The sequence below is a fragment of the Enterobacter quasiroggenkampii genome (assembly GCF_043972695.1).
GTDB lineage: Bacteria > Pseudomonadota > Gammaproteobacteria > Enterobacterales > Enterobacteriaceae > Enterobacter > Enterobacter quasiroggenkampii.
Genome location: NZ_CP143745.1, coordinates 739,120 through 764,133, shown reverse-complemented (window position 1 = coordinate 764,133; position 25,014 = coordinate 739,120). Strand labels below are relative to the sequence as shown.

The following is a 25,014-nucleotide window of genomic DNA, read 5'->3' as shown; positions in this document are numbered from 1 at the left end:
TTGAGATTACATATGAGCGGCGATTAAGCGCTGGTTATCCTGGTACATAGCGAACAGATAGTTGTTATAGCTCTGTCCCTTCGTCGAATACCCTTTCAGCTTGTGGATCATCGTACTGGCCGTCACTTCCTGGTCCGCTTTACGCAGCTGAGCGCGTGATTTACGGAACGATGAGTAGGCCGGGTGCGTGTTCAGATTCACCACATAGGCGTTCACGGAATCTTTCACGGATTCAAACTGCGAATAGCCTTTCACCTTGCCAGGCGCATTCGTACAACGGCCTTTCACACATTTCATGCCGAAAAGGTTGTTGTTGTTACGCGCAAGCTTGGACGTTCCCCAGCCGCTTTCGGCTGCAGCCATGGTCGCAACCATGCTGCCCGGGATGATATCCACACGCTCAAGGAGAGCATTCCACGGCACACGACGCGTGTTCCCGTTCCAGCTCAGCTTGTAGCGCTTCGTGATATCTTTCAGACGCGCGCGCTCTGACGGCGACCAGCGGCTATCGTACTGTTTGGAAATCAGCCAGTTACGATCCGCAGTAATCGCGGCATTTTGACTCGTGATGTAAGGCATTACCGTCCGGAGAAACGCTTTTTTCCTTGGTGTTCCGGAAGGGTATTTTCGCAAATCAGGAAGTGAACTACTCTTTGCACTATTGCGAGAATACTCTTGTTTACTGCTAACCTTACTACTTGTCGTCTTTATTACGTGGGCTTTCTTACTCGTTGTATCCGTGTGCGTCTTCGCAAGCACCTCACCCGAAAATGCCGTGGTGAGTAACATGAGTATCGCAGCCCCATATCGTCGAATGGGAGTCGATATCATTAGGTCTCCTGGTCGGATGTAATCATCCTAACACCTTATTTTTTTCACAAATTTGAGAGCGGAATCTCAAATCATATCAAAAATAGACTTCAAGAGCACGTATAGAAATAGTCCAATTCCGAAACTATGTCACCTGAAACTTGCTCATAAAAACATCATTTCCGGAAAAATGTGTGCGTTATCGCAGATAACTGCCTAATTTTGCGCAAGATCACTCATCCTCACGCATCCTCCTGGCAGAAAGCGACAGGGGATGAGTTTTTCACGCCCGCCTGCTGGCACACTGGTCAAAAAATCCGCGACAGGAACCAGGAATGAAACGCACCGCAATAGCCTTTCTGATGTTACCCGCACTGGCACATGCCGACTGGTCATCGCCGGGGTTTGGCGCATTTCGCGCCGAGGGCACCGGGATTTTCACCAGCCAGGCAAAGCTTGCGAAGGGTACGCGTCCTCTTACGCTGAGTTTTGACAAGACGTGCTGGCAGCCCACAGGCGCGATAAAACTCAATGAGATGCTGTCGCTCAAGCCCTGTGACGGCGCTCCGCCGCAGTGGCGCCTTTTCCGCGACGGTGAGTACCAGATGCGGATTGATACCCGATCCGGCACGCCCACCCTGCTGCTGGCGGTTCAGAGCGCGACAGAACAGCCGGTGACCAACGTTATCCGCCAGTGTCCGAAGTGGGACGGTAAGCCGCTGACGCTGGACGTCAGCCATACCTTTCCGGAAGGCTCCGTCGTGCGCGACTACTACAGTAAACAGACGGCGACCGTACAAGATGGGAAAATCACCCTGCAGCCAGCCGCCAACAGTAACGGCCTGCTGCTGCTTGAGCGCGCCGAAACCGACAAGCCGGCACCGTTTAGCTGGCAAAACGCCACTGTCTATTTTGTACTGACCGACCGGTATGTGAATGGCGACCCGAGCAACGACAACAGCTATGGCCGCCATAAAGACGGCATGCAGGAGATTGGCACGTTCCACGGTGGCGATCTGAAGGGGCTGACCAGCAAGCTCGATTACCTGCAGCAGCTGGGGGTGAATGCGCTCTGGATAAGCTCCCCGCTTGAGCAGATCCACGGCTGGGTAGGCGGCGGAACCAAAGGTGATTTCCCGCATTATGCCTATCATGGCTACTACACCCAGGACTGGACAACGCTCGATGCCAACATGGGCACCGAGGATGACCTGCGTCAGCTTGTTGATGAGGCGCATAAGCGCGGCATTCGCATCCTGTTTGATATCGTCATGAACCACGTTGGCTATGCCACGCTGGCAGACATGCAGGAATTTCAGTTTGGTGCCCTGTACCTTCAGGGTGATGAACTGAAAAAGACGCTGGGAGAACGCTGGACGGACTGGACGCCTGGCGCAGGCCAAACCTGGCATAGCTTCAACGACTATATCAACTTCAGCGACAAGGCCGCATGGGAAAAATGGTGGGGCAAGAAATGGATCCGTACCGACATCGGTGATTACGATAATCCCGGCTTCGACGATTTAACGATGTCGCTGGCGTTCCTGCCCGACCTGAAAACGGAATCCACCGTCGCTTCCGGGTTACCCAATTTCTATCAACATAAGCCCGATACCCACGCGAAAGCGATTCCGGGTTATACCCCGCGCGACTACCTGACCCACTGGCTCAGCCAGTGGGTACGTGACTACGGCATCGACGGTTTCCGGGTGGATACCGCAAAACACGTTGAGCTTGCGGCCTGGCAACAGCTGAAAGATCAGGCAAGCCAGGCGCTGGCCGCCTGGAAAGGCGCTCACCCGGATAAAAAGCTCGACAACGCACCGTTCTGGATGACCGGGGAATCCTGGGGCCACGGCGTCATGCAGAGCGATTATTACCGCCACGGTTTTGATGCGATGATTAACTTTGATTATCAGGAGCAGGCGGCAAAAGCGGTGGATTGTCTGGCCGATATGGATCTCACCTGGCAGCAGATGGCGGAGAAACTGCAAAGCTTCAACGTGCTGAGCTACCTCTCATCCCACGATACGCGCCTGTTCCGCGAAGGGGGTCAGCGCGCGGCGGAGCTGCTTCTGCTGGCTCCGGGCAGCGTGCAAATCTATTACGGGGATGAGTCCGAGCGTCCATTCGGGCCGACAGGCTCCGACCCGCTGCAGGGCACCCGCTCGGATATGAACTGGCAGGACGTCACGGGCAAGCAGGCCTTAACCGTCGCCCACTGGCAAACGCTGGGTCAGTTCCGCGCCCGTCACCCGGCGATTGGTGAAGGCAAACAAACCACGCTGTCGCTGAAAGAGGGGTATGGCTTCGTGCGCGAGCACAAGGGCGATAAGGTGATGGTGGTATGGGCGGGTAATCAATAGATCAATCCCCTCACCCTAACCTTCTGCCCTAAGGGGAGAGGGCCGGGGTGAGGGAAATTCCACCAGAACTATTCACTACACAAGCTCACTCCTGCCCTATAAAACAACAAATCCGACCACACCACCCGATTTGCACCAACACGGTGCTAGCGTTATGGTTACCCACTTTCAAAATAAGCTCGACAGATCACCTGCTATGACGTTTTCACTTTTCGGCGACAAATTTACCCGCCATTCAGGCATTACTCGCCTGATGGAGGACCTCAACGACGGGCTGCGCACACCGGGCGCAATCATGCTCGGCGGCGGAAACCCGGCTCAAATCCCGGAGATGAATACCTATTTCCAGACCCTGCTCGCTCAGATGCTGGAAAGCGGCAAAGCAACCGATGCGCTTTGCAATTACGACGGCCCGCAGGGTAAAACCGAACTGCTGGCACTCCTCGCCGAAATGCTGCGTGACGAGCTGGGCTGGGATATCGAACCACAGAATATTGCACTGACAAACGGCAGCCAGAGCGCGTTTTTCTACTTGTTTAACCTGTTCGCAGGACGTCGCGCCGACGGCACCACCAAAAAAGTGCTGTTCCCGCTGGCACCGGAGTATATCGGCTACGCTGATTCCGGCCTGGAAGAGGATCTGTTCGTCTCCGCGCGCCCGAACATTGAGCTGCTGCCGGAAGGCCAGTTCAAATATCACGTCGATTTTGAACACCTGCATATTGGCGAAGAGACGGGCATGATCTGCGTATCGCGCCCGACTAACCCAACGGGCAACGTAATCACTGATGACGAACTGATGAAGCTGGATGCGCTGGCAAATCAGCACGGCATCCCGCTGGTGATCGATAACGCCTACGGCGTACCGTTCCCGGGCATTATCTTCAGCGAAGCACGTCCGCTGTGGAACCCGAACATTGTCCTGTGCATGAGCCTCTCTAAGCTGGGTCTGCCGGGCAGCCGCTGCGGCATTATCATCGCCAATGAGAAAATCATCACCGCCATCACCAATATGAACGGCATTATCAGCCTTTCTCCGGGCGGCATTGGCCCGGCGATGATGTGCGAAATGATCAAACGCAAGGACCTGCTGCGTCTGTCGAATGACGTGATCAAGCCTTTCTACTACCAGCGCGTTCAGGAGACGATCGCGACACTTCGTCGCTACTTGCCGGAAGAACGTTGTCTTATCCACAAACCGGAAGGGGCAATTTTCCTGTGGCTGTGGTTTAAGGATTTACCTATCACCACCGAACTGCTTTACCAGCGCCTGAAAAAGCGCGGCGTACTGATGGTGCCGGGCGATTATTTCTTCCCAGGTCTGGATAAGCCGTGGCCGCATACCCATCAGTGCATGCGCATGAACTACGTCCCCGATCCGGAAAAAATCGAAGCGGGTGTTAAAATTCTCGCCGAAGAGATCGAAAAAGCCTGGCGCGAAGGCAATTGTTAAATAATAAGGCTCTTCAAATGAAGAGCCTTATTATTCCGTGATCTTAATCTTATATTAAGGATATATCCTGTAGCGTTTTATTTATCATCCCCCTTGAGTTTCCTTAGGAATATTCCTTTAATTTACGCTCACTAACTTTCCCCTCAATAATTAAGCATCGATTAAAGATCTTAACTTATTGTTATTTTGAAATAACCCTCCGCAACGCAGGGAAATACCTTCCAGAGTCACTTTCATGCATATTTAAAAATAGGGCATATACTCACTAATACGCCGCTCGGCGTTCTTTTGCGTGGAGTATTCATATGCTACCTAATAATGTTAGTCGCATCAGCGCTATCGCTGTTGCGGTACTGCTCGCGTTCTCTCTTTCTGCCTGCAGTGGAAGCGGTGGCGGCTCTCATCACTCAACGGCCAAAAATAACCCTGCGACGGGAAGCAGCAGCGGCTCAGGTGATGGAAGTGGCACGACCGCGAACAATGGCGGTTCGGGCAGCAACGGCTCGGGTACCGGGACGGGTTCAGGTACCGGGACAGGCGCTGGTGGCGGAACGGGTTCTGGTTCAGGATCGGGCTCAGGCTCAGGCTCAGGAGGCAATGGCAGCGGAGGAACCGGAACAGGCAATACGGGCGGTGGCGGAACCACTACCGCAGGCGTAAATACGATACTGGGTGATGCCGGTAAAACCGTAACCAGCGTCGGATCGACGGTGGATGGCCTTGGAAGCCAGCTTCCGACAAATAATCCCGTCACATCAACCGTTTCAACCACCGTCAGCGGTGTTGGCAGTGCCGTGTCCACCGTGGGGACAGGCGTCACGACTGGCGTTGGCGATCCAAACAACCCGAACGGTGTGGGTACCACAGTTAAAGGCGTGACCACGTCGGTCACCTCCCTTGGCAATACCGTTTCAACGGTAGGTACGGGCCTGGCGAGTTCCACTTCCGGAACACCGGTCAGCGGCGTAACCGGCCTGACGGGCAGCGTGGTCAACAGCACCGGGCAACTGGTCAGTAACACTGGCACGGGTCTCACCAACACGGTAAGCAGCCCAGCGGTCACTCAGGTAACAACCGATACCACGGCCCTGGCTAACAAGACGCTGGGCGGGGTACAAGGCGTGACGCAAAGCGTGGGCACCACAACGGGTCTCGGCACACCTGTCAACGGTCTGCTGACCCAGGTGGGTGGCACCGTCAGCGGCGTGGGGACCAACATTAGCAGCAGCAATAGCGGGCTTAGCGGTGTCGGTCAGGTCGTTCAAAATGTAGGCCAGACGGTCACGGATAGCGGTACGCTAGTGAAACCCACATCAACCACCGGAGGCAGCGGCACAGGATCTCTGACGGCCGATGCCAATGTGACAGCCACAAACAATAGCCTGAGCACTACGGTCAATACCACCCTCAATACGCTGACTGCGGGTGTAACGGCCAATGCAGGCACAACCCAAAACACATCTACGACAAACCCGATTAACGGACTCAACACGTTAACCACCGGTCTGCTGACGCCAAAACAGTAACCTGCTTATTGTCATTCTGCGCCCCTGGTTCAGGGGCGCTTTATACAGCGACACTCCCCCTAACCGGGAATGATGAACAGGGATAGCGCGATGAAACACCACTTCCTTTTTTCGCTGACGGGGCTGGTTGTGCTGAGCATGGCCCGCGCCGATACACTGCCCTCTATTATTAACCCTGATAACCCGGCGCAAGTTTCTCGTAACGTTGCCCCCGAACAGACGGAGGCCGTCCCGCAGCCGAAAGTCAAAATAGAAAAACCGCAGTCAACGCTGACGCCTGAAACACCCATTACCATTAATCATATTCAGTTTATTGGCGGCACGCGTTATCCCTTGCAGGAATTACTTCAGCCCTTCAGGCCTTATGCCGGAAAAACCGTGCCGCTAAAAACGCTCACCGGGCTGGTAAACGATATTACGGCGCGCTATAAGGCCGACGGTTTTCCGCTCTCCTATGCCTGGCTGCCCGATAATAATTTCCAGCAGGGGAATATTAAAATTGTTCTGGTTGAAGGCTATGTCGCTCACAGCGACATCACCAGTAATAACCCGCACGTCGCCGAGCGTCTTAAACGATTGTCAGAAAAAATCATGGCGGAAAAACCGCTGTCTCAGGATACGTTCGATCGCTATAGCCAGCTGATGACCCGTACCCCGAACGTTCCGGTCACGGCTAACGCGCAGCTGCCAACCAATATCTATGGCGCGGCGGCGATGCAGATTACCGGTAATCAGGAGCGGAGCTGGAATATCGCCTCGACGATCGATACCCGTAAAGGGCAAGATTTAATGATGCTGAACGGCACGCTCAGCAACATGACAAGTTATGGCGATCAGCTTGGCGTGGCCACGCTTGTGCCGTTAGATAGCAACACGCGAAAAAACTATGTCGGGCTTAACTGGCAGCAGTTTTTAAACGATGAAGGGCTGACGATGCAGCTCAAAGGCAGCTATTACCGCGAAGATCCGCGAGATTTTTCGCCCCTGCTCTCTTTGCCGAATAATATCAGCGTCGATTCGAAGCAAAAAACAACGCAATACAACGGTGGCGTGACGTTTGGCTATCCCCTGCTGCTGACGCAAAAATCACAAATTAATCTGACCGGCGGTTTTGATTACACCGACCGCCAGGATGATTATGCTCTTCAGGCCAGGCTGCAGGGCAAAACCTATCGTCTGGACTCCGTCAACCAGCACGCGCGTTATCCGGCGCTGGAAGTGGGCATCAACGGTGCGCATCAGTTCACAACCGCCAGCATCAGCGGCCGACTCAACGTACGGCAGGGCATTGATGCGATGGGTGCCGATATCGTCTCGGCCCCCAGGCCCGATATGAATTTTACGCTCACGAAAAGCTATCTGGACGCAGCCTGGCTGTTTGCCGACAAGTGGCGGCTTTCAACGTCCTGGGAGGGTGACTGGTCAAATAACACGTTGCCAGAACCCGAACGCGTTAGCTTCGGTGCCCAGCGGTTTGGCCGTGGATACCAGGACAGTGAAGCAAGCGGTGATTACGGCTATGGCGGGCAGGTAGAACTGCGCTATATCCAGATGCGAAAAGAGAGTACCTGGCTTGCCACAATCCAGCCCTACATCCTGGCCGATACCGCGCAAACCTGGTTTAACACCTCCGGCTTGCCTCATCAGCGGCTCGGGTCAGTGGCGGCCGGCGTGATGGTAGGCGATACCCGCCACTATAGCGTCACGGTTGAGGCGGCAAGACCCGTAGGGGATGTTCCGACAGACAGTCGCAACAGAGACTGGCGCTACAGTCTGACGTTTACGTGGAATTTCAATAAAATGCAGTAAGCCTTTCAGCCCGAATACTGACAGGATCAACGCAGTGCAGCGCGTGGGTTGGACAGGCCTCCACGCAGGCCGGTCCGCCTTCGCGATGACGGCACAAATCACATTTCAGCGCTTGTGCCCTGTTTCCCACCAGCCGTACCTGCATCGCCCCAAACGGACAGGCGACCATACAGCTCTTGCAGCCAATACAGCGCGTCTGCTCAACAAGCCAGGCGCCCGCCGTACGGCTGATGGCATGGGTTGGGCAGACGTAGGCACAGGGGGCATCCTCGCACTGATGACACCCCACCGCCGTTGTATAGGCGTCCCCTTTCACCACCCGAAGGCGGGAGGTAAAAGCCTGCGCGGTGAAATCGTCCTGATGCGCGACCGCACAGGCCACTTCACAGGTGCGGCACCCGATGCATTTTTCCGCATCCGCCATGATAAATCGGTTCATCTGTTACGCCTCGCGTACGTTAAAACCCAGCTCTTTTGAGATAGCCTCTGCCGTTTCGCGCAGCGGTTTGAGCAGATTCTTCTCGCCCACCTGCTTCATGCGCGACGTCGATAGCGAGATAGAGATCGCATACGGGACGCGGCCGTGAATATCAAACACCGGCACGGCAATACAGGAGACGCCCAGCTCGTTCTCTTCTTTGTCCATCGCCATGCTGCGATCGCGAATTTCCGCCAGTTCATCATACATGGCGCTCAGTTCAGTGATGGTGTTGCGCGTCAAAGGTTGGATCTGTTCCTGGTGGCTTTCCCAGTAGCTCGCCACGTAATCCTGATGGCCAAACGCCATGTAGATCTTGCCCATCGCGGAACAGTAAAGCGGCATATGCTGGCCAATATAGGCGCGCGTGCGCAGCATACCGGTTGTCGGTTCGAGCTTATAAATCAGGATTGCGTGGTCATCTTCCCGGCTGGAGAAGTTCACCGTCTCGCCGGTCGCAATGTTCAGCGCTTCGAGGTGCGGAGCGGCCACGTGAATGATATTCAGCGACGACAGCGCCTTTTGCCCGACGGCGATAAATTTGGTGGTCAGGCGATAGCTTCCCGCGGCGGGTGCCGGGGTCACGTACCCGCACGACTGTAGCCCCTGCAGCAAGCGGTGCACGGTGCTCTTGTTCAGCCCCGCCAGTTCCGATAAATGCGCAAGCGGACACCCGTTCGGATAGTTGCTGAGGATCTCAATCAGCATCAGGCCGCGAAATAAGCTCTGGCTGCCTGCTGGCCTCTCTTTTTCTTGCGTCATTTCGCTCTCTTTCATGCTCATTACATGGCTCCTTTTCATCGCGACCTGATGGTAGCGCAAAGTGTGGGTCAGTTCACGATCTCAACAGAAAAAACACAACCAGTTGATTTTAATCGATTTTGAAAAACATGAATGTCGTTGATCTGACAAAATTTGATCGCTATATTTGAAATCAGATTTCGCATAGTGGAATTTAGCGATAAAAAAGCACTCACGCTTGCCCTTAAAAGAACAGGAGAACAGGGATGAAAGTGACCTTCGAAGAGTTGAAAGCGGCGTTCAATCGGGTTCTGCTCGATCGCGGCATAAAAGCGGAAACCGCAGACGCTTGCGCCGAGATGTTTGCCCGCACCACGGAATCCGGCGTCTATTCGCATGGTGTAAACCGCTTCCCGCGCTTTATTCAGCAGCTTGATGCAGGGGATATCATTCCTGACGCTCAGCCCAAACGGGTGATGGCATTAGGCGCCATCGAACAGTGGGATGCGCAGCGCTCCATTGGCAACCTGACGGCGAAGAAGATGATGGATCGCGCCACCGAGCTGGCGTCCGATCACGGCATTGGTCTGGTGGCACTGCGTAACGCGAACCACTGGATGCGCGGCGGCAGCTACGGCTGGCAGGCGGCGGAGAAGGGCTATATCGGCATTTGCTGGACCAACTCGATTGCCGTGATGCCCGCGTGGGGAGCAAAAGAGTGCTGCATCGGCACAAACCCGCTGATCGTTGCCATTCCGTCGAACCCTATCACCATGGTCGACATGTCGATGTCGATGTTCTCCTACGGCATGCTGGAGGTGAACCGCCTGGCCGGGCGCGCGTTGCCGGTAGATGGCGGCTTTGACGACGAAGGTCACCTCACCAGAGAGCCGGGCGTGATCGAGAAAAACCGCCGTATTCTGCCCATGGGCTACTGGAAAGGGTCCGGCTTATCCATCGTCCTCGATATGATCGCCACCCTGCTCTCAAACGGATCTTCCGTCGCGGAAGTGACCCAGGACAACAGCGACGAGTACGGCGTATCGCAGATCTTCATCGCCATTGAGGTGGATCGCCTGATCGATGGCCCAACCCGCGATGCCAAACTGCAGCGCATTATGGACTTCATCACCACCGCCGAACGCGCGGATGAGAATGTCGCCATCCGCCTGCCGGGGCATGAATTTACCCGTTTGCTTGAAGAGAACCGCTGCAACGGCATCACGGTTGACGACAGCGTGTGGGCGAAAATCCATTCTCTGTAAGGAGTGGGCCATGATATTCGGACATATTTCCCAGCCAAATCCGTGTCGCCTGCCGCGGGCAATTGAAAAAGCCCTTCATTTTCTGCGCACGACGGATTTCTCTCTCCTGGCGCCAGGCGTGGTAGAAATAGAAGGTCGCAACATTTTTGCCCAGGTTCTGGATCTGACAACAAAGGATCTGCACGAGAATCGCCCGGAAGTGCATCGCCGCTATCTGGATATCCAGTTCCTGGCCTGGGGTGAAGAGAAAATCGGTATCGCGATTGATACCGGTAATAACGAAATAAGCGAATCATTACTGGAACAGCGCGATATTATTTTTTATCACGACAGTGAAAATGAGTCGTTTATCGAAATGATACCCGGCAGCTATGCCATATTTTTTCCGCAGGATGTGCACCGTCCTGCCTGTATTAAAAACAAGGAAACCACAATTCGTAAAATTGTGGTGAAAGTGGCAATCAGCGAATTAGATTAATTTTCTGATATACCCTAAATAATTCGAGTTGCAGGAAGGCGGCAAGAGAGTGAATCTCCAGGAGCTTACATAAGTAAGTGACTGGGGTGAACGAGCGCAGCCAACGCACATGCAACTTGAAGTATGACGGGTATAAATACAGGAACGCGAAATGACCAACACCAGTTTTATTATTGGTGCGTACCCCTGCGCACCCTCGTTTCACCATAAAGGGGAACAAGAAGAACAAACCTTCTGGCGGGAACTTTCCGACACGCCGAATATTCGCGGGCTGGAACAGCCTTGCCTTGAAAATCTTCATCCCCTTGGTGACGAATGGCTGTTCCGCCATACCCCGGGGGACTGGCAAATCGTGGTCACGGCAGTAATGGAAACCATGCGCCGCCGCGGCAGCAACGGCGCATTTGGCCTGGCCTCGGCTGACGACACGCAGCGTAAAGCGTGCGTGGACTTTTACCGACATTTGCACCAAAAAATTAACGCCGTGAATGCCCGTTATCCAGGCAAAGTGATTGCTCTGGAAATGCAGGCCGCCCCGCAGGCGGGCAATGCTTCCGTCGAACAGGCTACAGAAGCGTTTTCCCGCTCGGTTCGGGAAATCGCGGGCTGGGACTGGGACTGCGATCTGGTGCTGGAACACTGCGATGCCATGAACGGCCCGGCACCGCGCAAGGGCTTCCTGCCACTGGAGCAGGTGCTGGAGGTGGTGAAAGACACGGATATCAGCGTCTGCATCAACTGGGCGCGGTCGGCCATCGAAGGCCGTAACACTACCCTTCCCCTTGACCACGTTCAGGCCGCGCTTAATGCCGGGAAACTGGGTGCGCTGATGTTTTCAGGCACCACCCCCGGCGGGAAGTATGGTGAATGGCAGGATCTGCACGCGCCATTTTCCTCCTTCTGTGCCGACAGTCTGATGTCCACTGAACGTGCAAAAGCACTCTTTACTGCGGCGAGCGCCGCAACGTTGAAATTCTCCGGTATTAAGTTACTGGAAATAAATGCTAATGCTGATGTCAGCCATCGCATCGCCATTTTGCGCGACGGTATTAGCGCAATGAATAAAGCAACGCAATAACAATAAAAAAGTTTATTCCGGTTACCTACTGAGAGATTAACTATGAATATTTCTACTCATGCTCTACATGCGGACATTCCGCGCCAGCGCTGGCTAAGAATCATTCCTCCTATTCTTATCGCCTGTATTATTTCATATATGGACCGCGTGAATATCGCGTTTGCAATGCCGGGAGGGATGGACGAAGAATTAGGTATTACCGCCACCATGGCAGGCCTCGCGGGTGGCATATTCTTTATCGGCTATCTGTTCCTGCAGGTACCCGGCGGCAAGATTGCGGTGCACGGTAGCGGCAAGAAATTTATCGGCTGGTCACTGGTCGCCTGGGCGGTGATCTCGGTGCTCACGGGTCTCGTGACGAATCAGTACCAGCTGCTGGTGCTGCGCTTCTTACTCGGCGTGGCGGAAGGCGGGATGCTACCCGTTGTGCTCACCATGATCAGCAACTGGTTCCCGGATGCCGAACGCGGTCGCGCCAACGCAATTGTGATCATGTTCGTACCCATCGCCGGGATAATCACCGCCCCGCTGTCGGGCTGGATTATCACCGCGCTTGACTGGCGCTGGCTGTTCATCATTGAAGGTCTGATGTCCATTGTTGTGCTGGTGCTCTGGGCATTCACGGTCTACGACCGTCCGCAGGAAGCCCGCTGGATCTCAGCGGCCGAGAAAAACTATCTGGTACAAACGCTGGCGGCTGAACAACAAGCCATCGCCGGAAAAGAGGTGAAAAATGCCTCGCTCAGCGCGGTGCTGTCTGACAAAACCATGTGGCAGCTGATCGCCCTGAATTTCTTCTATCAGACCGGGATTTACGGTTACACCCTCTGGCTGCCGACCATTCTGAAGGAGCTGACGCACACCAGCATTGGTCAGGTGGGGATGCTCGCCATCCTGCCCTACATCGGCGCCATTGCGGGCATGTTCCTGTTCTCCTCGCTTTCTGACCGCACCGGCAAGCGCAAGCTGTTTGTCTCCCTGCCGTTGATTGGCTTCGCGCTCTGCATGTTCCTCTCCGTAGCCCTGAAAGCAAACATCTGGCTGGCCTATGCCGCACTGGTGGGCTGCGGTTTCTTCCTGCAATCCGCCGCCGGCGTGTTCTGGACGATCCCGGCAAGACTGTTTAGCGCAGAGATGGCGGGCGGCGCGCGCGGCGTGATCAACGCCCTGGGCAACCTCGGTGGCTTCTGCGGCCCGTATGCCGTTGGCGTGCTGATCACCCTGTACAGCAAAGATGCGGGCGTCTACTGCCTGGCCGTTTCACTCGCGCTGGCGTCGCTGCTGGCCCTGCTGTTGCCGGCAAAATGCGATGCCGGGGCAGAGCCCAATCCAACGGTAAATCCCCATAAACGTGCGGCCTGATGCCCTCACCCCAGCCCTCTCCCACGGGGAGAGGGAGAAAACCAAACCGTAGGCCGGGTAAGCGCAGCGCCACCCGGCAATTAAGCGAGATGAAGATGAGTGAAAAAGAGACCTTCTGGCTGGGTATCGATTGTGGCGGTACTTATCTGAAAGCCGGTTTATACAACAGCCAGGGCAAAGAAGTCAGTATCGAACGCCGCTCCGTTGCCACGCTCAGCCCGCGAGCGGGCTACGCCGAGCGGGATATGCATCAGCTGTGGCAGCACTGCCACGCAACCATCGCCGCGTTGCTCAAGAATGCAGGCGTAAACGGCAACCAGATCAATGGGGTCGGCATTTCTGCTCAGGGTAAAGGGCTGTTTCTGCTCGATAAACAGGACCAACCGTTGGGCAACGCCATCCTCTCCTCCGATCGCCGGGCACTGGAGATTGTGCAGCGCTGGCAACAGGACGGCATTCCCGAAAAACTCTACCCGCATACGCGCCAGACGCTGTGGACCGGGCATCCGGCCTCGCTTCTGCGCTGGGTCAAAGAGAACGAGCCGCAGCGCTATCAGCAGATTGGCTGTGTGATGATGGCGCACGACTATCTGCGCTGGTGCCTGACCGGCGTGAAGGGGGGTGAAGAGAGCAACATCTCCGAGTCCAATCTCTACAACATGAATACCGGGCAGTATGACCCGCAGCTTACGCGCTGGCTCGGGATCAGCGAGATTGACGGCGCCCTGCCGCCGATTGTCGGTTCAGCAGAAATCTGCGGGGAAATCACCGCTCAGGCAGCCGCCCTTACCGGTCTCGCGGCGGGCACGCCCGTCGTGGGGGGACTGTTTGATGTGGTTTCCACCGCGCTCTGCGCCGGACTGCAGGACGAGCACACGCTGAATGCCGTGATGGGCACCTGGGCCGTCACCAGCGGGATAGCCAGTGCGCTTCGCAGCAACGAACCCTTCCCCTACGTTTATGGCCGCTACGTGCATCCGCAGCAGTACATCGTTCACGAAGCCAGCCCGACCTCGTCCGGCAACCTTGAGTGGCTCACCGCGCAGTGGGGCGACATGTCGTTCAGCGAGATCAACCACGCCGTCGCCAGCCTGCCGAAAGCCGAAAGCGATGTGTACTTTCTGCCGTTCCTCTATGGCAGCAACGCCGGGCTGGAGATGACCAGCGGCTTCTACGGGATGCAGGCGCTACACACCCGCGCGCACCTGCTGCAGGCGGTTTATGAGGGCGTGGTGTTCTGCCACATGACCCACCTAAACCGCATGCTCGAACGCTTTACCCACGTTCATGCCCTGCGCGTGACGGGTGGTCCAACCCATTCGGACGTATGGATGCAAATGCTTGCGGACGTCAGCGGGCTGGCGATTGAACTGCCGCAGGTAGAAGAGACCGGCTGTTCCGGCGCGGCGCTGGCCGCCCTGGTCGGCACCGGCGTGTATCCCGATTTCCATACGGCGCAATGCGCCCTCCGACACGACATTCGTGTCATTGAGCCTGACATGCGCGCCCATGCGGCCTATCAGCGCAAGTATCAGCGCTATCAGCTACTGATTTCAGCACTACAGGGCTATCACGCCCGAGTTAAGGAGAACAACCTATGAGCCGACCATTACTGCAGCTGGCGCTCGACCATACCTCTCTTCAGGCCGCGCAGCGTGATGTCGCGACGCTTGCCGATCACGTTGATATCGTCGAAGCGGGCACCATTTTGTGCCTGACCGAAGGGCTAAACGCCGTGCGCGCCCTGCGCGAGCAGTGCCCGGATAAAATCATCGTTGCGGACTGGAAAGTGGCCGATGCCGGAGAAACGCTGGCAGAGCAGGCATTTGGCGCGGGTGCAAACTGGATGACCATCATCTGCGCCGCCCCGCTGGCCACCGTTGAACGCGGCCACGAGGTAGCCCTGCGCCGCGGGGGGGAAATCCAGATGGAGCTCTTTGGTCACTGGACGCTGGACGATGCTCGCGCATGGCATCGCATCGGCGTGAAGCAGGCCATTTATCACCGCGGACGTGACGCACAGGCGAGCGGCCAGCAGTGGGGTGAGGCGGATCTCGCAAAAATGAAAGCGCTCTCCGATATCGGTTTGCAGCTTTCGGTTACCGGCGGTATCACCCCCGCCGACCTGCCGCTGTTTAAGCAAATCAACGTCAAAGCCTTTATTGCCGGACGCGCGCTGGCAGGTGCCGCCAATCCACCGCAGGTGGCACAGGCATTCCATTCGCATATTCGCGACATCTGGGGAGCGTAACCATGCGTCTGCATCCGTTAGGTATTTACGAAAAAGCGCTGCCAAAAGATCTCTCCTGGCCCGAGCGGCTGGTACTGGCGAAAAGCTGCGGGTTCGATTTTGTCGAGATGTCTGTCGATGAAACCGACGAGCGATTATCACGCCTCGACTGGAGCACCACGCAGCGCGCCTCTCTGGTGGAAGCGATGCTGGAAACCGGCGTGGCGATCCCCTCTATGTGCTTGTCTGCCCACCGTCGCTTCCCGTTTGGCAGCCGCGATGAGACCGTGCGCGAACGCGCCCGTGAGATCATGAGCAAAGCCATCAGGCTGGCGCGTGATTTGGGCATTCGCACCATCCAGCTTGCCGGGTATGACGTCTATTACGAAGCGCATGACGAGGGGACGCAACAGCGCTTTGCCGACGGGCTGGTGTGGGCCGTAGAGCAGGCCGCCGCCGCACAGGTGATGCTGGCGGTGGAGATCATGGACACCGCGTTTATGAACTCCATCAGCAAATGGAAAAAGTGGGACGACATGCTCGCCTCACCGTGGTTCAGCGTTTATCCGGACATCGGCAACCTGAGCGCGTGGGGTAACGACGTCACCGCCGAGCTGACGCTGGGCATTGACCGCATTGCGGCTATTCACCTGAAAGATACCCAACCCGTCACCGCACAAAGCCCCGGGCAGTTCCGCGACGTGCCGTTTGGCGAGGGCTGCGTCGATTTCGTTGGCGTGTTTAACACGCTGCATCAACTGAACTATCGCGGCGCATTTCTGATTGAAATGTGGACTGAAAAAGCAAAAGAGCCGGTGCTGGAGATTATCCAGGCGCGCCGCTGGATTGAAGCCCGTATGCAGGAAGGAGGCATGACATGCTAGACGAACTTAAAGCCGAGGTACTGGCAGCAAACCTGGCGTTGCCCGCCCACCAGCTGGTGACGTTTACCTGGGGCAACGTCAGCGCAGTGGACCGCAAAAGCGGCATGATGGTCATTAAACCGTCCGGTGTGGAATACGACGTGATGACGGCGGAGGATATGGTGGTGGTGAATATCGCCACGGGCCAGGTTATTGAGGGGAATAAAAAGCCCTCTTCAGACACGCCTACCCATCTTGCGCTGTATCGTCGTTACCCGGAGATTGGCGGCATCGTGCATACCCATTCGCGCCACGCCACTATCTGGTCCCAGGCGGGGCTGGATTTACCGGCCTGGGGTACCACGCACGCGGACTATTTCTACGGGACCATCCCCTGCACGCGCCTGATGACCACGGCAGAGATTGCAGGGGAATACGAATACCAGACGGGTGAAGTGATCATCAAAACCTTCGAGGAGCGCGATCTTAGCCCGATGCAGATCCCGGCGGTGCTGGTCCACTCCCACGGTCCGTTCGCCTGGGGTAAAGACGCTGCCGATGCGGTTCACAATGCCGTGGTGCTGGAAGAGTGCGCCTATATGGGCCTGTTCTCTCGCCAGCTCGCGCCACAGCTTCCGGTTATGCAGCAGGAACTGCTCGACAAGCATTATCTGCGCAAGCATGGAGCGAATGCCTATTACGGACAGTGATCATCCGGAATTAATGTGTTCCTTGCAGTACCGCCGTTTCCAGACGGCGGGAGTTAACCCGGTATGCTTCGAAAAGATCTGCCGAAAATAGCCCACGTCATTAAAACCACACCGCGTTGCCACTTCGGTGAGCGATGCAGAGTCATTCAGCAACAATTTTTCTGCCGCCCTGACGCGCTGGCGATGTATCGCCTCCGTCAGGGTTAAATGGAAGGTCCGGCGAAACACGCGCCCCAGATAATCCGCATTACAGTGCAATGCTTTTGCCAGTTGCGAGGTAGAAAGCGGTAAATGGAACTGCGTGCGAATAAGCTGCTTCGCCTTCCACGCCATTGCTGCACCGGCTTCATCTGCGTTGTCTTCATAGCCTGACGAAAGGGAAATTTGCTGCAAAATCAGTAATAAAATGATTTCCAGCGCCACGCTTCGCTGTAATTTCTCCTGCTCGCTCAGGAACTGGCGAAAAAGAGAAATCACATACTGGGCATCCCTCACGCGGCAGTGTTGTTCGATTGCCAGATTGGGTAATCGGGGCAGGTGATGCTCAACCTCAAAATGCAGCCAGTAAAATTTCAGATCGGCGGGAAAGTCGCCGACGCCTACATGTCGCCTGCCAGGCCAAAGCAGCAAACTCTCGCCCGCCTTCACGTCAAATACCGTATTTTCTTCCTGGATCGTTAATGTCCCTTTTTCGACAAAAATAATCTCCCACGATGTTAATTTACGCGCAGGATGGCGGCCCACACCCCGGGAAATAAACAACCCACCGTTTTGAACCTTAACCGGAAACGCTATGGATAATTCAAGCATTTATATTCACCATTTCGCTTTTAATCCCGCCATTATTAAATGCATCCATTGATTATTAATAAATAATGGCCCGACGGCCCGATCGGAATCACATTTTTATCATCAGGTCGGAATCGTCATCTTTTTATACTTTTCCCTTCCCTTGTTGGCCTCCCCATTCAGTGCAGAATAATCAGGTACCTTGCACAAATACGATAATAAATTCGATTACCGAGGAGTTACCCGATGACTTCCACACCGATTACAGAGTCTGACGTTACACAACAGGCGATAAATGACCGTTTGTCCGTGCGCGAAAAAATTGGCTACGGCCTGGGCGACGCGGGCGGTACGGTGATTACCTGCCTGATCATGAATTTTCTGACCTTTTTCTATACCGATATTTTTGGTCTGACGCCTGCGCTCGTGGGTACGCTCTTTATTGCCCTGCGCGTATTTGACGCTATTTCCGATCCGGTCATGGGCATTATTGCCGACCGCACGCAGAGCCGCTGGGGGCGCTTTCGCCCATGGCAGCTGTGGGTCGCCTTCCCGATCGGAGTTATCGGCGTGCTGACCTTCACCGTTCCCGAGGCCAGCATGGGCGTGAAAATCGCCTGGGCATTCGGGACCTATCTGCTGCTGTCCGTCGGCTATACCGCCATCAACGTTCCCTACTGCGCGCTGATTAATACCATGACCACCCGCCATAACGAGGTGATCTCCTGCCAGTCCTGGCGCTTCGTGCTGTGCGGCGTGGCGGGATTTTTGGTCTCCGTAGGCCTGCCGTGGCTGGTCGCTGAATTAGGCCAGGGAGATGCTGCCAAAGGTTATCAGCTTGGCGTCGGTGTCCTGTGCGCCATCGCCGTGGTGATGTTTCTGTGCTGCTTCTTCTGGGTACGCGAGCGTGTCCCGCTGGCGCTGATGGGCAAATTCACCCTACGGGAGCATCTGGCCGGACTGCGTAAAAACGATCAGTTGCTGCTGATGCTGGTGATGTCGTTCCTGCTGATCAACGTTTTCAACATTCGCGGCGGCGGATACATGTACTTTATCACCTACGTACTGCAGGGCAGCACCGCCTATACCTCGCTGTTTTTCACGATGGTGACCTTTGCGGCCATTCTGGGGGCGGTCATCGTCAACCCGCTGTCGCGCCGTATTGATACCGTCAAACTCTACTACTACACCAACCTGGTGCTCGCCGCACTTGCGCTGGGAATGTGGTTTCTGCCAGGAGGCCCGGCGCACCAGACGCTCTGGCTGATCGTCATTTTAAGCAACGGCGTGATCCTGGGCTTCACCCTGCCGCTGCACTTCTCGCTGATGGCCTTTGCCGACGACTACGGCGAATGGAAAACCGGGGTGCGCTCATCGGGCATGAACTTCGCCTTCAACCTGTTTTTCATCAAGCTCGCGTGGGCCTCCAGCGCCGGGATCATCAGCCTGGTGTTTATCGCCGTCGCCTACCAGCCGGGCACGGGCAATCAGACACAGGCTTCGCTGCAGGGCATCACCGCCATGGAGACCCTGCTCCCCGCCCTTTTCCATCTGCTACTGGCCGTTTCCATCCGCTGGTGCAAACTCAACAACCCAATGATGTCGCGCATTGCCACCGACCTGCGCCAGCGTCACGTATCGTCCTGAGGAGAACGCTATGTCCATAATGGAACCCGACCTGCACAAGCTGAAAATTAACGACCCGTTTCTCGGGCAGTATCAACGACTGGTCCGTGAAGTGGTGATCCCCTACCAGTGGGATGCGCTAAATGACCGCGTGACGGAAGCCGAACCCAGCCACGCCATTAGCAACTTCCGCATAGCTGCAGGTCTGGAGCAGGGTGAATTCTACGGTATGGTGTTTCAGGACAGCGACGTGGCGAAATGGCTGGAAGCCGTAGCGTGGTCGCTGTGCCAGAAGCCTGATGCTGAACTGGAGAAAACCGCCGACGAGGTGATTGAGCTGGTCGCGGCGGCGCAGTGTGAGGATGGCTATCTCAACACCTACTTTACGGTAAAAGCGCCTGAGGAGCGCTGGACCAATCTGGCCGAATGTCACGAGCTCTACTGCGCCGGACATATGATTGAAGCGGGCGTGGCGTATTTTCAGGGGACCGGAAAACGCCGCCTGCTGGACGTGGTCTGCAGGCTGGCGGACCATATCGACAGCGTGTTTGGCCCCGGTGAAAACCAGCTGCACGGTTATCCGGGCCATCCGGAAATCGAGCTGGCGCTGATGCGACTTTATGACGTTACGCAGGCGCCCCGGTACCTTAATCTGGCGAAATACTTTATCGAGGAGCGCGGCACCCAGCCTCACTTCTACGATATCGAATACGAGAAGCGCGGCAGAACGTCGTACTGGAATACCTATGGCCCGGCGTGGATGGTCAAGGACAAGGCCTACAGCCAGGCGCATCAACCCCTTGCCGAGCAACAAACCGCCACCGGCCACGCCGTACGTTTCGTCTATCTGATGGCGGGCATGGCGCATCTGGCACGCCTGAGCCATGACGAGGGTAAACGGCGGGACTGCCTGCGGCTGTGGAAAAATATGGCGCAGCGTCAGCTGTACATTACCGGCGGGATTGGGTCGCAAAGCAGCGGCGAGGCGTTCAGCAGCGATTACGATCTGCCCAACGATACGGTGTACGCCGAAAGCTGTGCCTCCATCGGCCTGATGATGTTTGCCCGCCGGATGCTGGAAATGGAGGCCGACGGCCACTACGCCGACGTAATGGAGCGCGCGCTATACAACACGGTGCTGGGCGGCATGGCGCTGGACGGTAAGCACTTCTTCTATGTGAACCCGCTGGAAGTCCATCCGAAAACCCTGGCGTTCAACCATATCTACGATCACGTGAAACCCGTCCGCCAGCGCTGGTTTGGCTGCGCCTGTTGCCCGCCGAATATCGCCCGCGTGCTGACGTCGCTGGGGCATTATATTTATACCGTTCGCCAGGATGCGCTTTTTATTAACCTCTACGTCGGCAACGATGTCGTCATTCCGGTTGGCGATGAAACCCTGGCGCTGCGGATCGGCGGTAATTATCCGTGGCAGGAAGCGGTGAAAATCGAGATCGTCTCACCTTCGCCGGTGAAACATACCCTGGCCCTGCGCCTGCCGGACTGGTGCGCGGCGCCTGAGGTATCGTTGAACGGTGAAGACGCTGCCGGTGAAATTTCACGGGGATACATCTACCTGACCCGAAACTGGCAAGAAGGGGATGTCGTCACGCTGACGCTACCGATGCCGGTTCGCCGGGTGTACGGAAACCCGCAGGTACGCCAGCAGGCGGGAAAAGTCGCGCTACAGCGCGGGCCGCTGGTTTACTGTCTGGAAGAAGCGGATAACGGCACCAATCTGCATAACCTTTCCTTGCCGCCTGACAGCACGTTCCGGGTCTTTGAAGGTAAAGGCATTTTCGCGCACAAGATGCTGATACAGGCAGAGGGGACGGGCTGTCATACGAAGGACACTGATGCGCTGTGGCACTATGACCGCCCGCCGGTACAACGTCATCCTCAGACGCTAACCTTTATTCCGTGGTTCAGTTGGGCGAACCGGGGAGAAGGGGAAATGCGGATCTGGGTGGATGAAGGTTGAATTTCTGCGGCCTGTTGCCCTCACCCCATCCCTCTCCCACGGGAGAGGGAGTAAACAGGCTTTACCACATCAGAAACGCCAGGTCAGGCCGGTCATCAGCGCGAAGCTGTCATCGCGGTCGATCATCGGGCTATTCTTCACGTCGTCAGGCAACACGGTGTAGACCGCGCTGGCATTGAGATACAGCTTCTGGGTTAACTGATATTTAGCCGCCAGACCAACGTATGGCGTCCAGCTGTCACCGGCAGTGTATTGATCCAGCCCGGAGCGGCGAGACTCGCTGCCGGATACGCCGTAGTAGTAGTCGTTATAGCTTTCGTCGCTGTAGAACACACCCACAGAAGGCGTCAGGGTCAGGCGATCCATTTTGATTGGACGGAAGTATGATACTTCACCGATCACGCCGCTGCTTTCATCCGTGGCATCACCAGAGACCGCCACTTTCAGCGACCCCCAGCTTTCGTGGCGGTAGTACGCACCGCCGAGGAAGGCGGACGCTTTACGCTCATCCAGCTGCTTCATCTGATGGTCGTCATTATCGTCAGGGTCGAAATGCAGCGGCATCCACGTTGCGGTCAGGCTTAATTCATTTTTTGCATCTTTCCACAGGATCCATCCGCCCGTGGTCTGGCGAACGTAAAAGCGATCGCCTTCGTAGCTAATTAACGGTACCGCAGTCGTATTTTCGTTATAGCCTTTGTATGGAGACTCATTAAATACAGCCCCCGCTCCAAGTGAAAATTCACCGGCCATGGCAGACGTTGATGCAAATAACGTGGCAGCGATGAGTAAATTGTATTTAATAGTCATTCTATGTAATCCATTTAAATGCCAAACAAGCGAGGCGCATAATAATGGTTACAAAATTGCCAATGCAACGCTGCGGTTTATATAATATTATATATAAAATCATATAGATGGGTGTGCATGATGAGTACATTACAGCTAAAACCACGCGAATTAAAAATTATCTCCGTCATCGCCGCCACCCACAGCATTGGTGATGCCGCCGCCCTGCTGGGTATGGCGCAGGCCAACGTGAGTAAATATCTGTCTGATTTTGAAACGCGGGTTGGGCTCAAGGTTTTTGAGCGCACCACGCGACAGCTTGCCCTGACCCAGTTTGGTGAAGCGTTACTCCCCTACGTGAACGCCACGCTGGATAAGAACAGCCAGCTCGTTAATTTCATTGCCGATTATAAGCACGAAAAGCGCGGAAAAGTGACGATCTATGCCCCAACAGGTATCGTGACCTACCTCGCGCGACACGTGATCCATCAGATAGAAGACATCGGCGACATCCGCATCTCCCTGAAAACCTACAATCTGGACCGGAATGAATTTTCAGAAGGCGTTACCTTTCCGGATGACTGCGACATTTTAATTACCTATGCTCAGCCAAAAGACGAAAGTCTGGTTGCCAGCGTGCTGACAAAATATTCCGTTACGGCCTTCGCAACCGTAGAATATTTAAATAAACATCCCTTAACCGGACCTGAAGATTTAATTAATCACTCCTGTATTCTCATTGACTCCATGCTGGTCGATGATGCCAACATCTGGCGTTTCCGCGTGCACGGCAGCGATGACGTGCATGACTACCGGGTGACCGGTAATTATATTTGCGACAATACGCAGACGGCCCTGGAGCTGGCCAGAAATAATCTGGGGATTGTTTTTGCACCAAAAGAGAGTCTGAAAAAAGAATTAACGAAAGGCATGCTGGTCCCCTGCTTCCCGCATCAGGAGGAGTGGTGGCTCGATCTGACCGCCATCTTCCGCAAACGCGAATACCAGCCCTGGCGCGTGCAATACGTTCTGGATGGCGTCCTTAACTGCCTGCGCCAGCAAATTGCTCAGGCCGCCCACGGACGGCCTGAGCTGGGCGACTAGAACAGCCCCAGTGGTTTATCAGAATAGCTGACCAGCAGACATTTGGTCTGCTGGTAATGCTCCAGCATCATCTTGTGGGTTTCACGTCCGATGCCCGACTGCTTATAACCGCCAAAGGCCGCGTGCGCCGGATAGGCGTGGTAGCAGTTGGTCCAGACGCGCCCGGCCTGAATGCCGCGGCCCATTTTATAGGCCAGATTACCGTTGCGACTCCAGACACCTGCGCCCAGGCCATACGGCGTGTCGTTGGCAATCTCCAGCGCCTCCTCTATCGTTTTAAAGGTGGTCACGGCCAGCACCGGGCCGAAAATCTCCTCCTGGAAAACGCGCATGTTGTTCTGGCCGAAGAGGATCGTCGGCTCAAGGTAATAGCCGTCCTGCAGATCCCCTCCCAGCACCTTACGACGCCCGCCGGTGAGAATATCCGCCCCCTCTTTCTTGCCGATGTCGATGTAGTTGAGGATCGTTTCCAGCTGTCCGTGCGAGACCTGCGCCCCCATCTGTGTAACGTTATCGAGCGGGTTACCGCTGCGAATAGACTCAACGCGGCGAATGGCCCGCTCCATAAAGCGTTCGTAGATGGATTCCTGCACCAGCGCACGGCTTGGGCAGGTGCAGACTTCGCCCTGGTTAAACGCAAACAGCGCAAACCCTTCCAGGGCTTTATCGAAGAAGGCATCCTCTTCCTCCATCACGTCCGCGAAGAAGATGTTCGGGGATTTCCCGCCCAGTTCCAGAGTCACCGGGATAATGTTCTGCGTGGCGTACTGCATGATCTGCTGGCCCACCTCCGTCGACCCGGTAAACGCCACTTTGGCGATACGTTTTGAGGTAGCCAGATATTCGCCTATCTCCCCGCCCGCGCCGTTCACTACGTTAATCACGCCCGGCGGCAGGAGATCGCCAACGATTTCCATCAGCAGCAGGACCGAGAGCGGGGTCAGACGCGCCGGTTTGAGCACAATACAGTTTCCGGCCGCCAGCGCGGGCGCCATTTTCCAGCTCGCCATCAGCAGCGGGAAGTTCCACGGAATAATTTGCCCGACGACGCCCAGCGGTTCGTGGAAGTGATACGCCACGGTGTCGCTGTCAACTTCGCTGATCCCGCCCTCCTGAGCGCGAATACAGGAGGCAAAATAGCGGAAGTGGTCAATAGCCAGCGGCACGTCAGCCGCCATCGTTTCCCGGATCGGCTTGCCGTTATCCCAGGTTTCCGCCGTCGCCAGCAGCTCCAGATTCTGCCCCATCCGGTCGGCGATTTTGAACAGGATCGCCGCCCGGTCCTGCACGGAGGTGTGAGCCCATTTCTCTTTCGCTTTGTGCGCCGCATCCAGCGCCAGGTCGATATCACGCTTACCGGAGCTGGCAATCTCGCACAGCGGCTGGCCGGTAACCGGGGTCAGGTTGGAATAGTATTCGCCGTCGACGGGAGCGACCCAGTCGCCGCCAATAAAGTTGTCATAACGGGGCTTCAGCTTGAGGGGAAAACCATACTCGCCGGGCTGGATACGCGATGAGGGAGGATTGTTTGTCATGTCCGTCTCCTTGCTGTTGGT

General features: G+C 55.8%; 21 protein-coding genes. 15 read left to right on the top strand and 6 right to left on the bottom strand.

Features of this window, described 5'->3' with window-relative positions:
• Positions 1–6: 6 nt before the first annotated feature.
• Positions 7–831: a protein bax gene (locus V1572_RS03660; RefSeq protein WP_048028064.1), complete on the bottom strand. Its 825-nt coding sequence runs from the start codon at positions 829–831 to the stop codon at positions 7–9.
• A 314-nt stretch (positions 832–1,145) separates the two neighbouring features.
• Here V1572_RS03660 and V1572_RS03655 point away from each other — a divergent pair, with 314 nt between their 5' ends.
• From V1572_RS03655 to V1572_RS03640, 4 genes are all read left to right on the top strand, one after another.
• On the top strand, positions 1,146–3,176 hold the full coding sequence (locus V1572_RS03655; RefSeq protein ID WP_395299710.1) for an alpha-amylase: 2,031 nt from the start codon (positions 1,146–1,148) through the stop codon (positions 3,174–3,176).
• A gap of 196 nt (positions 3,177–3,372) precedes the next feature.
• Positions 3,373–4,629: a valine--pyruvate transaminase gene (gene avtA, locus V1572_RS03650; protein ID WP_045907877.1), complete on the top strand. Its 1,257-nt coding sequence runs from the start codon at positions 3,373–3,375 to the stop codon at positions 4,627–4,629.
• Between the two features lie 305 nt (positions 4,630–4,934).
• The gene (locus V1572_RS03645) at positions 4,935–6,155 is read left to right on the top strand and encodes a collagen-like triple helix repeat-containing protein (RefSeq protein ID WP_254665211.1); all 1,221 of its coding nucleotides are present in this window, start codon (positions 4,935–4,937) and stop codon (positions 6,153–6,155) included.
• A gap of 90 nt (positions 6,156–6,245) precedes the next feature.
• Positions 6,246–7,964: a ShlB/FhaC/HecB family hemolysin secretion/activation protein gene (locus tag V1572_RS03640; protein WP_395299709.1), complete on the top strand. Its 1,719-nt coding sequence runs from the start codon at positions 6,246–6,248 to the stop codon at positions 7,962–7,964.
• On the opposite strand, the gene V1572_RS03635 is transcribed toward V1572_RS03640, so the two are convergent.
• Both V1572_RS03635 and yiaJ read right to left on the bottom strand, forming a co-directional pair.
• Positions 7,948–8,403 (bottom strand): 4Fe-4S dicluster domain-containing protein, encoded by a 456-nt coding sequence (locus tag V1572_RS03635; RefSeq protein ID WP_395299708.1) that lies wholly within the window; start codon positions 8,401–8,403, stop codon positions 7,948–7,950. The two genes, V1572_RS03640 and V1572_RS03635, sit on opposite strands and share 17 nt — an antisense overlap.
• A 3-nt stretch (positions 8,404–8,406) precedes the next feature.
• Positions 8,407–9,225 carry an IclR family transcriptional regulator YiaJ gene (gene yiaJ / locus V1572_RS03630; RefSeq protein WP_021242452.1) on the bottom strand — a complete coding sequence of 273 codons (819 nt, stop codon included), beginning with the start codon at positions 9,223–9,225 and terminating at the stop codon, positions 8,407–8,409.
• Between the two features lie 224 nt (positions 9,226–9,449).
• Between yiaJ and yiaK the strand changes: the two genes are divergently transcribed.
• The 8 genes from yiaK (at position 9,450) to araD (ending at position 17,169) form a co-directional block, all read left to right on the top strand.
• Entirely contained in the window at positions 9,450–10,448 is a 999-nt protein-coding gene (gene yiaK, locus V1572_RS03625; protein WP_395299707.1) for a 3-dehydro-L-gulonate 2-dehydrogenase, read from the top strand.
• 10 nt (positions 10,449–10,458) lie between these two features.
• Entirely contained in the window at positions 10,459–10,926 is a 468-nt protein-coding gene (locus tag V1572_RS03620) for a YhcH/YjgK/YiaL family protein (protein ID WP_196365556.1), read from the top strand.
• Between the two features lie 151 nt (positions 10,927–11,077).
• Positions 11,078–12,004, top strand: coding sequence for a DUF4862 family protein (locus V1572_RS03615; RefSeq protein WP_395299706.1), 927 nt, complete (start codon positions 11,078–11,080; stop codon positions 12,002–12,004).
• 42 nt (positions 12,005–12,046) lie between these two features.
• Positions 12,047–13,366, top strand: coding sequence for an MFS transporter (locus tag V1572_RS03610; RefSeq protein WP_025910539.1), 1,320 nt, complete (start codon positions 12,047–12,049; stop codon positions 13,364–13,366).
• 95 nt (positions 13,367–13,461) lie between these two features.
• A complete protein-coding gene (locus tag V1572_RS03605; RefSeq protein WP_048028171.1) occupies positions 13,462–14,967 on the top strand; it encodes an FGGY-family carbohydrate kinase in 1,506 nt (501 codons plus the stop codon).
• A complete protein-coding gene (gene ulaD / locus V1572_RS03600) occupies positions 14,964–15,617 on the top strand; it encodes a 3-keto-L-gulonate-6-phosphate decarboxylase UlaD (RefSeq protein ID WP_048226564.1) in 654 nt (217 codons plus the stop codon). The genes V1572_RS03605 and ulaD overlap by 4 nt, the downstream gene beginning before the upstream one ends.
• A gap of 2 nt (positions 15,618–15,619) precedes the next feature.
• On the top strand, positions 15,620–16,480 hold the full coding sequence (locus tag V1572_RS03595; protein ID WP_395299705.1) for an L-ribulose-5-phosphate 3-epimerase: 861 nt from the start codon (positions 15,620–15,622) through the stop codon (positions 16,478–16,480).
• A complete protein-coding gene (gene araD / locus V1572_RS03590) occupies positions 16,474–17,169 on the top strand; it encodes an L-ribulose-5-phosphate 4-epimerase (RefSeq protein ID WP_048028083.1) in 696 nt (231 codons plus the stop codon). The genes V1572_RS03595 and araD overlap by 7 nt, the downstream gene beginning before the upstream one ends.
• Here araD and V1572_RS03585 read toward each other — a convergent pair whose 3' ends face one another.
• A complete protein-coding gene (locus V1572_RS03585) occupies positions 17,170–17,979 on the bottom strand; it encodes a helix-turn-helix domain-containing protein (RefSeq protein WP_045907886.1) in 810 nt (269 codons plus the stop codon).
• Between the two features lie 225 nt (positions 17,980–18,204).
• Between V1572_RS03585 and V1572_RS03580 the strand changes: the two genes are divergently transcribed.
• Together V1572_RS03580 and V1572_RS03575 are read left to right on the top strand one after the other, a co-directional pair.
• Complete coding sequence (locus V1572_RS03580) at positions 18,205–19,605, top strand: MFS transporter (protein WP_248222810.1); 1,401 nt, start codon at positions 18,205–18,207, stop codon at positions 19,603–19,605.
• Between the two features lie 10 nt (positions 19,606–19,615).
• A complete protein-coding gene (locus V1572_RS03575) occupies positions 19,616–21,565 on the top strand; it encodes a glycoside hydrolase family 127 protein (RefSeq protein ID WP_395299704.1) in 1,950 nt (649 codons plus the stop codon).
• Between the two features lie 69 nt (positions 21,566–21,634).
• On the opposite strand, the gene V1572_RS03570 is transcribed toward V1572_RS03575, so the two are convergent.
• The gene (locus V1572_RS03570; protein ID WP_045907889.1) at positions 21,635–22,375 is read right to left on the bottom strand and encodes a MipA/OmpV family protein; all 741 of its coding nucleotides are present in this window, start codon (positions 22,373–22,375) and stop codon (positions 21,635–21,637) included.
• A 117-nt stretch (positions 22,376–22,492) separates the two neighbouring features.
• Here V1572_RS03570 and V1572_RS03565 point away from each other — a divergent pair, with 117 nt between their 5' ends.
• Positions 22,493–23,458, top strand: coding sequence for a LysR family transcriptional regulator (locus V1572_RS03565; protein WP_063622816.1), 966 nt, complete (start codon positions 22,493–22,495; stop codon positions 23,456–23,458).
• Here the strand turns inward: V1572_RS03565 and aldB are convergent.
• The gene (gene aldB, locus V1572_RS03560; protein WP_395299703.1) at positions 23,455–24,993 is read right to left on the bottom strand and encodes an aldehyde dehydrogenase AldB; all 1,539 of its coding nucleotides are present in this window, start codon (positions 24,991–24,993) and stop codon (positions 23,455–23,457) included. The genes V1572_RS03565 and aldB overlap by 4 nt on opposite strands.
• Positions 24,994–25,014: the final 21 nt, after the last annotated feature.